Origin of the sequence: Psychrobacter sp. NZS113 (genome assembly GCF_015864825.1) — a bacterium.
GTDB lineage: Bacteria > Pseudomonadota > Gammaproteobacteria > Pseudomonadales > Moraxellaceae > Psychrobacter.
The window spans coordinates 146256-157627 of the sequence record NZ_JADYWL010000008.1 but is presented as its reverse complement, the minus strand read 5'-3'; the positions used below and the strand labels follow the sequence as shown (position 1 = coordinate 157627).

The 11372-nt window shown below is 42.3% G+C and carries 14 protein-coding genes and 1 tRNA gene; 10 read left to right on the top strand and 5 right to left on the bottom strand.

Annotated elements, in window-relative coordinates; genetic code table 11:
• Positions 1–346: 346 nt before the first annotated feature.
• A tRNA-Gly gene (locus tag I6E61_RS12425) sits at positions 347–421 on the bottom strand.
• 687 nt (positions 422–1108) lie between these two features.
• Here I6E61_RS12425 and I6E61_RS12420 point away from each other — a divergent pair.
• From I6E61_RS12420 to I6E61_RS12405, 4 genes are all read left to right on the top strand, one after another.
• A complete protein-coding gene (locus I6E61_RS12420) occupies positions 1109–1921 on the top strand; it encodes a M48 family metallopeptidase (RefSeq protein WP_197135064.1) in 813 nt (270 codons plus the stop codon).
• 341 nt (positions 1922–2262) lie between these two features.
• Positions 2263–2586, top strand: a complete 324-nt coding sequence (locus I6E61_RS12415) for a BolA family transcriptional regulator (RefSeq protein ID WP_197135063.1) — start codon at positions 2263–2265, stop codon at positions 2584–2586.
• An 89-nt stretch (positions 2587–2675) separates the two neighbouring features.
• Positions 2676–3035 (top strand): SirB2 family protein, encoded by a 360-nt coding sequence (locus I6E61_RS12410; protein ID WP_197135062.1) that lies wholly within the window; start codon positions 2676–2678, stop codon positions 3033–3035.
• 148 nt (positions 3036–3183) lie between these two features.
• A complete protein-coding gene (locus I6E61_RS12405; RefSeq protein ID WP_197135061.1) occupies positions 3184–3585 on the top strand; it encodes a hypothetical protein in 402 nt (133 codons plus the stop codon).
• Between the two features lie 150 nt (positions 3586–3735).
• Here I6E61_RS12405 and trxC read toward each other — a convergent pair whose 3' ends face one another.
• From trxC to I6E61_RS12385, 4 genes are all read right to left on the bottom strand, one after another.
• The gene (trxC, locus tag I6E61_RS12400; protein WP_197135060.1) at positions 3736–4173 is read right to left on the bottom strand and encodes a thioredoxin TrxC; all 438 of its coding nucleotides are present in this window, start codon (positions 4171–4173) and stop codon (positions 3736–3738) included.
• Between the two features lie 98 nt (positions 4174–4271).
• Complete coding sequence (locus tag I6E61_RS12395; protein ID WP_197135059.1) at positions 4272–4892, bottom strand: class I SAM-dependent methyltransferase; 621 nt, start codon at positions 4890–4892, stop codon at positions 4272–4274.
• A gap of 24 nt (positions 4893–4916) precedes the next feature.
• Positions 4917–5099 (bottom strand): DUF2892 domain-containing protein, encoded by a 183-nt coding sequence (locus tag I6E61_RS12390; RefSeq protein ID WP_197135058.1) that lies wholly within the window; start codon positions 5097–5099, stop codon positions 4917–4919.
• Positions 5100–5164: 65 nt separating this feature from the next.
• Positions 5165–6037: an MBL fold metallo-hydrolase gene (locus I6E61_RS12385; RefSeq protein ID WP_197135057.1), complete on the bottom strand. Its 873-nt coding sequence runs from the start codon at positions 6035–6037 to the stop codon at positions 5165–5167.
• Positions 6038–6327: 290 nt separating this feature from the next.
• Here I6E61_RS12385 and I6E61_RS12380 point away from each other — a divergent pair, with 290 nt between their 5' ends.
• The 6 genes from I6E61_RS12380 to I6E61_RS12355 all read left to right on the top strand — a co-directional run bounded on the left by I6E61_RS12380 (position 6328) and on the right by I6E61_RS12355 (position 11359).
• The gene (locus tag I6E61_RS12380) at positions 6328–6666 is read left to right on the top strand and encodes a helix-turn-helix transcriptional regulator (protein ID WP_227669365.1); all 339 of its coding nucleotides are present in this window, start codon (positions 6328–6330) and stop codon (positions 6664–6666) included.
• Between the two features lie 48 nt (positions 6667–6714).
• On the top strand, positions 6715–8424 hold the full coding sequence (locus I6E61_RS12375; protein WP_197135056.1) for a SulP family inorganic anion transporter: 1710 nt from the start codon (positions 6715–6717) through the stop codon (positions 8422–8424).
• 162 nt (positions 8425–8586) lie between these two features.
• The gene (locus I6E61_RS12370; protein ID WP_197135055.1) at positions 8587–8913 is read left to right on the top strand and encodes a sulfur transferase domain-containing protein; all 327 of its coding nucleotides are present in this window, start codon (positions 8587–8589) and stop codon (positions 8911–8913) included.
• Positions 8914–9068: 155 nt separating this feature from the next.
• A complete protein-coding gene (locus tag I6E61_RS12365) occupies positions 9069–9401 on the top strand; it encodes a TIGR01244 family sulfur transferase (RefSeq protein ID WP_110924009.1) in 333 nt (110 codons plus the stop codon).
• 202 nt (positions 9402–9603) lie between these two features.
• Positions 9604–10359: a glutathione S-transferase family protein gene (locus I6E61_RS12360; protein ID WP_197135054.1), complete on the top strand. Its 756-nt coding sequence runs from the start codon at positions 9604–9606 to the stop codon at positions 10357–10359.
• A 139-nt stretch (positions 10360–10498) separates the two neighbouring features.
• Positions 10499–11359 (top strand): bile acid:sodium symporter family protein, encoded by an 861-nt coding sequence (locus tag I6E61_RS12355; RefSeq protein ID WP_197135053.1) that lies wholly within the window; start codon positions 10499–10501, stop codon positions 11357–11359.
• Positions 11360–11372: the final 13 nt, after the last annotated feature.

Here is an 11372-nt window from a genome sequence, read left to right as displayed (position 1 = left end):
GGCACCCAGCCAAAGCCGATCATGGTGATACCCATGATGGCGATGACGATGGCTGATATGATGAAGGCTTGCTGAGGGGTAATATGGGTGAGAATACTTGGAGGCATGATGCGCCCTTATGATGCAGGTTGGTTTGAGATACTTGAGGGTTTACTGATTTAGTTTGTAAGCATACTCTCTACTGATTGCTGGCTTTTTATTAGTACTCTGTACTTCTACTGGGTTCATCGGCCAAATGCTTTGAATACGAATGAGTGGTTACTTATAATCAGTCTCGACCAAATTTTATCCATAAAAAAAAGCCTCACTGTGAAGTGAGGCTTTTTGCGCTTTTTCAAGCCATATTTGGAGCGGGAAAAGAGATTCGAACTCTCGACCCCAACCTTGGCAAGGTTATGCTCTACCACTGAGCTATTCCCGCTGATTATCGAATTGTAGTGTTGTTAATAACAACTCCGTCTCGATAGGCTGGCTATTCTATCAAAATTCCTGAGTGTGTCAACACCTTTTTTAATATTTATTTCCAATATTTTCACTTGAAGCCTCTACTTTTAGAGAAGCTACCTATAAGTGATTGATTTAATAATAAGTATCTCATTTAATAGAATCATCATTATTTTTTACTAATAATAAAAATATTATGTGCCATCATTCTTAACTATGTTTAATCACGCCTATGGCAATAATCCAAACTGCTATGTTCATACTACCCTGCTATTTTTTCTATAAAGAAGCTGTAAAAAAAGGAACTCTAAAAATATGCTTTACTCTAATGAATATGATAATAGTCAACGCTCAAGATGTGCGATGCAAATAGACCAAGTAGAGATAATACTTATAGCAAACTCGATACGGTAGCAGAGCAACCGAAGCTTGATGGTATTTCACTTACACTCATACGTTGTATTGTTACTGTTTCTACATTGGTTTTAACCTATTAATATTATTATACTTATGAGCAATCCCATTTCGGGTAAAGCTTCACTATTGAGACAGATAAATAGAGTCATAGCTCAACCAGAAACTATCATTTGACCTATTTTGCAAATATATACTTTGTACAACTTTTATTTTTTTACTTTTATCATTTATAGCGAGGATATTTTTTATGAAAAAACTACTGACCACTACCGTGATGGCAGCGTCATTATCGACACTAACGTTAGCAGGTTGTACTAGCACGACCAATACGGGTGCCGTTGGTGTCGATCGTCAGCAGCTGCTATTGGTTTCTAGTGAGCAAGTCCTTCAGTTATCAGCGCAAAGCTATGCGAATACATTGCAAGAAGCCAAATCTCAAGGTGTACTAGATAAAAATACAGCTCAGCTTAATCGCCTAAAGATTATTGCTAATCGTTTAATCGGTCAGGTTGGTACTTACCGCACAGATGCGGCAGCGTGGGACTGGGAAGTACATACTATTCAATCTGATGAGCTGAATGCCTTTGTAGTACCTGGTGGTAAGATTATGTTTTATTCAGGTATTATCGATCGTTTGAGCCTAACTGATGATGAGATTGCAGCGATTATGGGGCATGAGATGTCGCATGCTCTACGTGAACACTCACGTGAGCGTCTGTCGCGTGAATATGCGACGCAAACAAGTATTGGTGTGGCCGCCAGTATATTTGGCTTATCACAAGGACAAACTGAGTTGGCAGGTACTGCTGGTAGTTTAGGTCTAAGCCTACCTCATAGTCGTACTCAAGAGTCTGAAGCCGACCAAATAGGTCTTGAGTTGATGGCACGTGCAGGCTATAACCCACAAGCATCCGTTAGCTTATGGCAAAAAATGCAGAAGGCAAGCGAAGGCGAGCCACCACAATTCTTGAGCACTCACCCATCTAGTAGCAGTCGTATTTCTCAATTACAGGCATTAATGCCTAAAGTAACGCCGTTGTATCAGAAAGCTCGTCGTTAATCAGAGCTTATTTGTAGATATCACGTTTTGAGTCCATATTTATAGATTATAAGAGCAGAGTGCACATTAAGTATTGTGCTCTGCTCTTTTCATTTTTAATCACGAACGATAGTAATGATTAAGCTTGGCAATTGAGTGTATCGCTATTAAGCGCTTTATTACTGATGACTATATTTTTTAGCCATATGAATGGCGAGTAAGAGCGATTGATTTGTCTACGGAGTTTAAGAGCACGCAGTTTAGATAATTGCGTCTGCTATAATGTATAAAATATATTATCTACACATTGCTAAATGCTATTGAACAAAACACTATTAAGCAAAACATATGGAAGGACTTTTATGACTACCACACCGACTGCTGATGCGCTTAATGCAGAGCTACAATCTTTGCAGCCACACCATTTAGAACTATTGAATGAGTCAATGAATCATGCTGGTTATTTCGATGGTAAAGAAAGCCATTTTAAGCTCACTATTGTCAGTGATGCTTTTGAAGGCAAACGATTGGTCGCACGCCATCAGATCGTATATGGATTGGTTAACGCCCTACTGACTTCACAAGGTGGTCAAGTACATGCATTGGCTATTCATGCTTATACTCCCGTCGAGTGGCAAGGTCAAAGCCCTGATAGCCCGTTATGCGCTGGACAAAACAAAGCTTAGAATGTTGTTGTTTAGATCGCATGTTCTCATATAATGATTGAACGCTACAAACAAGCTGACAAATGCAAATTTAAGGAAAACCATACTCAATGAAACATTTACATATGTTAATGGCGTTACTGATCATTGTACTGTTTATATACCAGAGCTATTTGGTATTAAGCTCTGACAGACGAGCGCCACGTGCGGTTAAAATAGCTTCTCATATTCTCTATGCGCTCATTATCGTATCAGGAGCGGTGATGCTCATGCAGTTAATGAGTGTCAATGCCCCTGTCCAATGGGCATTCGCTAAAATAATCTTACTCTTTACTGCCATTAGTTCTAGCGTAAAAGCATTCAACAATCATGCAACACCTGTCCAAAGAAAAGCAGGGATTGTCATTGCGGGGATTGCGTATCTTGGTATTGTAGTCCTGGCCTTTACCAAGCCTGGCAACTTATTTTGATCCGTTTGCCGTATTAAAGTTGCACAAATTAGTAAAAATAATAAGAGGCAAAATATTGGATAATCGATGGACTTTCAATATCTTAATCACATTATTTTTGCTATCGTGAGTAAATACAAAGACAATAATTCAGCCTAATGGAGCCACTATGAAAACTCTTACTACAGCGACAATACTAGCAACAGCTGGTATTTTAGGGCTCTCAGGCTGTGCTTCTACTGGCAATATCACACCGCAGTATGTGCCGCCCAGCACTTATCAAAACTATGATTGCCAAGCACTCAGCCAAGAGTACACTCGCGTCAATCGCTATGTGGATGCAGCACGTAACGAGCAGTCAAGCTTATCGGCCTCTGGTGTCGGGGTTGGGATTTCTGCAGGACGTTGGGGTATCTCTCCTAATATTAGTTTTGGTCTTGGCAAAAGTAACAGTACCCAAGCACGTGATGCTAAGTTGTCACGCCTCTATGGCGAGAGTGATGCGATTGTGCAATCTGCACGTATTCAACGCTGTAGCTTCGTCAACGGTATCAAAATTTATGGCGAGTAGCACTCAATGAGCGTCATGCGATAGCTTCGAATGCCTACAACTTCAAATATTCATAGTGTTAGACGATTGTTGTGATTAAAAAAGCCAATACGCGATCAACGTATTGGCTTTTTTATGACTAATTATCACGACTGTAAACTTATCTGAAACTTAAGCGCTCAAGCTTCGCACCCACTGGGTGATTTGGTCACTGGGCAGCGCGCCTGACTGCCGCGCGATTTCTTTACCACCTCTAAAAGCAACCATGGTCGGTAAACTACGGATGTTATAAGGTGCTGCTGCTTGCTCGTATTTATCTGTTTGTATCTTTGCAAAGACTACCTGCGGCAATTGACTGGCGGCCACTTTGAATTGCGGCGCCATCATAATACAAGGCTGGCACCAACTTGCCCAAAAATCAACGATGGTCAACACCTCATTCTTTTGAATGAATTTGCTGACCGTTTGCGCGTTCAACTCGTGAGGGCTTGCCGTCAGTAGTGGCTGACCACATTTACCACACTTTGGTGCGGCACTCAGCCGTGCAGCAGGAACACGGTTGGTCGCATGACAATGTGGGCATACTAAATGAAAACTTTGTTCGCTCATAATTTGATTCCTATTTTAATTATTCTATTGTCTTAACAGTTCGTCTTGTATAGATTGATTATACAAGCAAATTTATTATAATGATTCATGGACATTTTCTATACCACTTGCGCTGCCACACCACTATACACATAACTCATTGGTCGTGGACCTGGCAAGTACGCTTCGCTTAACTCATCGATAACAAAACCACCTGCTCTAATTAGCGCTGGAATATCACGATCTAGATGACACCCTCCCGCCATAGGCTTCCAAAAAGGCGTCAATCGATGCTGCCAACGCTCAACAGAAAGATCTGGCGCTAAACCATGCTCACAAAATAACAAGCGACCATCAGGTTTTAGCACTCGTGCCATTTCTTGAAGTGCCGATACCGGATCATCGATACTACATAAAGTAAAGGTCATCAAAATCGTATCAAATCTATCCGTATCAGCGTGAATGCCTTGGACATCTACTGCTATCACTTCAACTGGAATGCTAATGTCACTCGCCCGCTTACGTGCGAGCATCTGCATCTGAGCCGCGGGATCTATACCAACAATAGAAGTGACTCGTTTGGCATCATAAAACTGTAGATTCAAACCGCTACCAATTCCAACTTCGAGTACTTCACCTAGCGCTTTAGGAACAATTTGAGACCGCGCTTTCATCACATTACCCGCACTACAAGCAACATCGATTAGCTTGGGCAATACATAACGTTCGTAAGGGTTCATTGCTCTCTCCAGTTATTACCGATCTTAGCGCTTGCAGGTATTCATACCAAGCATGCTATATAACGGACAAAATCGCGATAACCCTGTTAGCAAAGGAACCAAACCTATCACGCCCCACCAACTACCATAATACATACCTAATCCGATAATAACCACGCCAGCAATAATACGTAATAACCGTTCAGTACTTCCAATATTCATTTTCATGGCTGTATACTTTATGGTTTAATTATTAGGTAACAATGGTCAATCATGGCGCGGCGCGGTATGGTTTACTCACCGAGCGCATTAATCGGTATCTTTAGATAGCGGATGCCATTGTCTTCTGGTTCTGGAAAGTGACCCGCATCGATATTAACTTGTACCGAAGGAATAATTAGGCGTGGCATATCAAGCGTAGCATCACGGCGCTCACGCATTTCTACAAATTCTGCCTCATTAATACCCTCTTTCACATGGATATTACCCAGTTTTTGCGCTGCCACGGTAGTGGTTGGACAATGTTTGCGGCCCTTGCTTGGATAATCATGACACAGATACATCATCGTATCTTCAGAGAGTGCTAGCAGCCTTTTGATTGAATGATATAAGGTTTTGGCATCTCCACCTGGAAAATCGCAGCGAGCCGTACCCACATCTGGTGCAAACAAGGTATCTCCGACGAAGACCACCGTTTTTTCATCATCAGCAGCAACATACGCCATATCAGCTCGCGTATGACCTGGCACGTACATGACCGTAATAGTAATATCGCCAAGCGCCAATGTCTCACCATCATCTGTCAAAATATCAAACTGACTGGCATCAGTGCGAAAACTGGTATCGAAATTAAAGATTTGCTTAAATATTTTTTGTACTTCGGTGATATGCTGACCTATAACTAGCTGACCACCCAGCAACTCTTTGACGTGGGCAGCACCGGAGATATGATCTGCATGGGCATGGGTTTCTATAATATAGACCAGCTCCCAACCATGCTCACGGACAAAATCAATCACCTCATCGACACTCGTAGTGCCAGTACGTCCTGACTTGGCATCAAAGTCTAATACGGGATCGACGATGGCACATACTTGCTTCTCAACATCTGCCAGTACGTGAGTATAGGTTTCTGTATCGCTATGTAAGAATGAATGGACTTGCATGGCTGCCTCTTTGCATTTTTATGAATATTTTAGTTTTTTATAGATTCTTAAGTATAATATGCGCTTGGTTCTCGTATCTGCAGCGCCATATTGATTGACTATGCATACTAACATAGCAACCACTATACATTTTATCAATTTATATAATGTAAATAAATATAACTTTATAAAGCTTGTAATATAATTGATAATCAATTACGTTTACTCGTAGTACTATTTATATTCTATATAAGGAGCTCGCTCTGAATACTTCAGCACTGAGCACATCTACAGCGAATACTGATGACAATATGTCATACAGTGACGCAGATTTTGCCCCTCAAGATCTTGCCACACAAATGAAACAAGCCTCGATGCAGGCTAGCCAGTTGTTAAAGTCGCTCTCGCATCCTGATCGCCTGTTACTGCTATGTCAGCTGACTCAAGGAGAGTATTGCGTGAGTGAACTAGAAAGCTTAGTCGGTGTTGGCCAACCAAGCTTGTCACAGCAGCTAGGTATCTTGCGCAAAGATGGACTGGTCTCGACACGCCGTGAAGGCAAGCAAATCTACTATAGCATCGTCAGCGAAGATGCTTTAGCCGTACTAGAACTACTTTATCAACGCTTTTGCGCCAAAACAGGCGTATAGCTTGCACGCTAGATAATAATTGTTCTTTTACTCTGACGAGGTATTGTTATGCCTTCTATTGCCACTCGTCTAATTCCTGCTTGGCTGCGTCAATACAAACTGTCTGCGCTACCGACTGACGTCATCGCAGGATTGGTCGTTGGTGTGCTCGTGATTCCACAAAGCTTAGGTTATGCGGTGCTAGCAGGGCTGCCACCTGTATACGGCCTATACGCCGCTATCGTACCCGTCATGGTCTATGCATGGATAGGCTCGAGTAATATTCAAGCGGTGGGGCCTGTCGCTATCACTGCGATTATGACGGCCAGCAGTCTGCATCCTTATGCGGCAGAAGGCGCTCAACAGTATGTGTTAATGGCTAGCTTGTTATCATTGATGGTTGGGGCGATGTTATCGCTAGCCGGTTGGCTAAAACTTGGTTGGATCATGCAGTTTATCAGTCGCGGGGTTTCTGCTGGTTTTATCAGTGGTGCAGCGGTACTTATCTTTATCAGTCAGCTGAAATACTTAACGGCTATTCCCATAGCGGGAAATGGCTTATTCGGCTATTTATCTAGTATGCAACTGTATGCTCGTCAGCTGCATCCGCTCACCTTACTTATTGGTGTGATCGCTTTTGCTCTTTTGGTTGCCAACCGCTATGCAAGTAAATGGGTGTGGCAATCTTGGTTGCCATCTACGTATGCTAAATGGGCAGAGCGTTTGTTTCCGCTTATCCTGCTCGGTATTGCGATTGTTATGAGTATGAGCTTACACTGGACCACAAGCGGTGTGGCAACGATTGGTGATATTCCGCAAGGGCTACCGACCTTTACCTTTCCTTATGTACCCAACTTCGATGTCGCCCTCAACTTATTACCTAGCGCAGGGCTAATGGCGCTGATTGTGTTTGTCTCGAGCAGTTCAGTCGCTAGCAATTATGCCCGCCTGCGCGGTGAAAGCTTTAACGCCAATCGTGAGCTGACTGGACTTGGCTTTTCCAATATTGCAGGTGGGTTCTTTCAAAGCTTTGCAGTCGCTGGCGGATTTTCTCGCACGGCTATCAATGCTGACTCAGGTGCCAAAACGCCTGTTGCAAGTTTGGTAACGGTGCTGGTTATGATTGCAGCCTTGATCGCTTTTGGTAGTGCATTATCACCCCTGCCCTATGCGATATTAGGCGCGACCATCATGGCCTCTATTATCAGCCTCATTGATATCACGACATTGAAGTCAGCATGGCAACGTGACCGTCTGGATGCTGCTAGCTTTATGGCGGCGTTTGTAGGTGTGCTGATTTTCGGGCTAAATACAGGCCTAGTCATTGGTCTTATGGTGTCGTTTGCTAGCCTGATTTGGCAATCGAGCAAACCACATGTGGCCATCGTCGGACAGTTAGCTGGCACGGGGCATTTTCGCAATATCAATCGTCATGATGTTCTGACGTTTAGTCACTTATTGATGTTACGTGTCGATGAAAGCTTGTTTTTTGGTAATAGTGAATCCGTGCACCGCCGCGTGATACACGCCACCCAACAATACCCTCAAGCGTACGAGGTTGTCCTTATTATGTCAGCCGTCAATCACATTGATTTGACTGGACAAGAGATGCTCATCAGCTTAAATAAAGAGCTGCTGATTCAGGATAAGCACTTAAATTTTAGCTTTATCAAAGGGCCTGTCATGGATATCATTGAAAATACCCCTGTGATCACCGACCTCTCAGGACACGTCTATTTAAGTACGATGGATGCAGTAGATGCGCTAAAGGATATATGAACCAACGCTTATAGACTAAATCAATGACCATTATTGTCTGTGGCAAGATATAGCTATGATAAAAGCTGTGTTATGCTAGTCATTAAACATACTATAGAGAAACGGCATCTAGCCATACTTCTATTTTCAAATGCCTTTTTATACCCGTAACCGAAGCGACTTATGACCGATAACATCACTATTTATAAGCAAATCTATCCAAGCCAATGTCTCAAAATTGCTGAGCTTGGCTACCGCTCTGTGCTCAATATTCGTCCTGATGCTGAGACAGAAACGCAGCCGAATAGCTGTGACTTTGCCAGTGCAACTGCAAATGCCAATTTGACCTATCATCACCTACCATTTGATGATGAGCGCTTAAGCATACTGACTGTCGAACAGTTTGCTGATTTTTATCACTCTATGCCCAAACCTATACTGATGTTCTGTGGTACTGGTGCACGCGCCAAACTGCTGTATCAAAGTGCCTTAATGCAAGGTCTGCTATAGCATTGTTGGATTCATAAAAACCGATGCATTTATAAAAACTGTTACGATGTTTACATAGCTCATCTTTAGAATTTTGCGCATTCAGCTTAGGCTTAGTACAGTCGTTACAGACCAAACACGTCACTTTTTCATATAAAAAATAACAAGGAGCTCCTATGAGCCATCAAGTTAGCTTTACTGGACAAATCACCCCTGACCAAGTACCAATGATTGCCGAAAACGGCTTCAAAACCATCATTAACAACCGTCCAGATGGTGAAGAACCAAATCAACCGACCAGCGCTGATATTGAAGCAGCTGCGAAAGAAGCAGGGCTTGCTTATAAAGAGATTTCTTTTGCAGGTAATGAGCTAAATCAAACGCACGTCGAAACGTTTGCTGACTTTTTTAATCAAGCAGAACAGCCAATGCTGATATTCTGCCGTACGGGTAACCGCTCAAACGGTATCTATGAAGCAGCCAAACAAATGGATTTGTTAGACGACTAATTCGTTGCTTGATGAATTAAGACAATCATTACAGACCATTGATAATTGCGCCCGTCCAACATTTGGATGGGCGTTTTCTGTTAGAGCTATCGTTAATAATGAGCTTGCTATTGCTCCAATACTAATAGAATATCGTACTAATAAGATTGTAGTACTGAGAATATAATTAGATGCTACTTATCAAACTTAATAGGACATCATTATGAGCAATTCGCAAAAACCTTTACTCATTATTGGTAATAAAAACTATTCGTCATGGTCATTGCGGGCTTGGTTATTACTAAAGGCATTCGACATTGATTTTGATGAGCAGCTGATCGAGTTGCTTCATCCGTCATCTAAGCAAACTCTTGAAGATCACGCGCCAACGGGAAAGGTGCCCGTTTTAGTATATGGTCAAGGTGATAATAAGGTCACCGTTTGGGATACCCTAGCTATTGCGATGCATGTGAATGAGTACTTTACAGATATAGATATTTGGACCGGATTAAGCAAATCTGACGCTGACACTACTGATGATAATAGACACAGAATAAATAGCGCCTACTGTCAGAGCATCGTCGCTGAGATGCATTCAGGGCTGATGGGTATTCGTAGTGAGATGCCAATGAATATACGAGCCACTGCGAAAATACAACCAAGTGCTGCATGTTTGAGTGATATCGCCCGTATAGAAGATATCTTTGCGGATTGTTCAAAATCTCGCTCAACAGACAGCTACCTGTTTGGTAAATTCATTGCTGCCGATGCTTTTTTTGCCCCTGTAGTTCTACGCTTGCAGACTTATGCGGATGCCTCGAGCATAAAGTTAAAACCAATGACCAAGCAGTACTGTGAGATAATGCTAAATAACCCTCATATACAAGCGTGGCGAAAAGCTGCGCTCAAAGAAACTCGTATCATTGAAGAAGATGAAGCAGGCCAGATAGTCTCATTGGTTGGGGCATTGGCGGATTAACATGAATCCAACCCACATCAAAATTCAGGTGAAAGGTTTACTAAATTTTTAATAACACTTAAGATGATAGAGACACAAGGAATGTGTTCTATTTAGAAAGTCATTTTAATATGGCTTTTAATTCAACAAGGAATGTTTTATGAGCGGTACTGCTCTGGCTTTACTCCCACTGGCTCTTGCCTACATTATGTTTACCTTAGGAACAGGGCTAAAACCCAGTGACTTTAAGGTAATCGTGAACTCTCCCAAAGCTTTTTTTGTAGGCCTAATTAATCAAGTTATCTTCGTGCCTTTGATTGCTTTGGCAGTCATCCTAGTAATGGCACCACCACCAGAAATTGCTTTTGGTATTATGCTGATTAGCTTTTGTCCAGGTGGTGTCACGAGCAACATGCTCACCTATTACGCCAAAGGCAATGTCGCACTGTCAGTCGCTCTCACTGGCGTGGTCAGCCTGTTATCAGTCATTACATTGCCCATCCTAATCACCTTAGCCTTTAACCACTTTATGCAAGACCAAACAGGCTCTATTAGCGCGGTAAAGATTGGCGCTGTCATGTTTCTCTTGACGACGTTACCGGTTACCCTTGGTATGCTGGCTCGCTATAAATTCACTAAATTTATGGTACGCCGAAGTAGCATTTTGAATGGCTTGGCCAGTATCTTCTTTGTATTAATAGTTTTCGCTGCCATCGCTTCTAACTGGGAGCTGCTAAAGTCACAGTTGACATCAATGGGGCTTGAGCTTGTTCTTATTATTATGGCTTTATTTATATTCAGTATTTTAACCTCTAAATTATTAAAGCTGAGCTGGTTTGATACCAAAACCATCTCTATAGAGACGAGTATTCAGAACAGTACGACTGCAATTACTTTAGCGCCTATTATTATGGGAACAGCTGTTGGCCTGCCTGCCATTGCCTTACCTGCGGCGGTATATGGTGTGCTGATGTATGTGATTGCGCTGCCAGTTATTGCGTTGATTCGGAATAAGAACTAACCTTTATTGAAAC

What these genes read in the sequence shown, in the direction of transcription:
- I6E61_RS12420 (WP_197135064.1), top strand. Translation starts at nt 1,109, where the DNA reads ATGAAAAAACTACTGACCACTACCGTGATGGCAGCGTCATTATCGACA.
- I6E61_RS12415 (WP_197135063.1), top strand. Translation starts at nt 2,263, where the DNA reads ATGACTACCACACCGACTGCTGATGCGCTTAATGCAGAGCTACAATCT.
- I6E61_RS12410 (WP_197135062.1), top strand. Translation starts at nt 2,676, where the DNA reads ATGAAACATTTACATATGTTAATGGCGTTACTGATCATTGTACTGTTT.
- I6E61_RS12405 (WP_197135061.1), top strand. Translation starts at nt 3,184, where the DNA reads ATGAAAACTCTTACTACAGCGACAATACTAGCAACAGCTGGTATTTTA.
- trxC (WP_197135060.1), bottom strand. Translation starts at nt 4,173, where the DNA reads ATGAGCGAACAAAGTTTTCATTTAGTATGCCCACATTGTCATGCGACC.
- I6E61_RS12395 (WP_197135059.1), bottom strand. Translation starts at nt 4,892, where the DNA reads ATGAACCCTTACGAACGTTATGTATTGCCCAAGCTAATCGATGTTGCT.
- I6E61_RS12390 (WP_197135058.1), bottom strand. Translation starts at nt 5,099, where the DNA reads ATGAAAATGAATATTGGAAGTACTGAACGGTTATTACGTATTATTGCT.
- I6E61_RS12385 (WP_197135057.1), bottom strand. Translation starts at nt 6,037, where the DNA reads ATGCAAGTCCATTCATTCTTACATAGCGATACAGAAACCTATACTCAC.
- I6E61_RS12380 (WP_227669365.1), top strand. Translation starts at nt 6,328, where the DNA reads ATGTCATACAGTGACGCAGATTTTGCCCCTCAAGATCTTGCCACACAA.
- I6E61_RS12375 (WP_197135056.1), top strand. Translation starts at nt 6,715, where the DNA reads ATGCCTTCTATTGCCACTCGTCTAATTCCTGCTTGGCTGCGTCAATAC.
- I6E61_RS12370 (WP_197135055.1), top strand. Translation starts at nt 8,587, where the DNA reads ATGACCGATAACATCACTATTTATAAGCAAATCTATCCAAGCCAATGT.
- I6E61_RS12365 (WP_110924009.1), top strand. Translation starts at nt 9,069, where the DNA reads ATGAGCCATCAAGTTAGCTTTACTGGACAAATCACCCCTGACCAAGTA.
- I6E61_RS12360 (WP_197135054.1), top strand. Translation starts at nt 9,604, where the DNA reads ATGAGCAATTCGCAAAAACCTTTACTCATTATTGGTAATAAAAACTAT.
- I6E61_RS12355 (WP_197135053.1), top strand. Translation starts at nt 10,499, where the DNA reads ATGAGCGGTACTGCTCTGGCTTTACTCCCACTGGCTCTTGCCTACATT.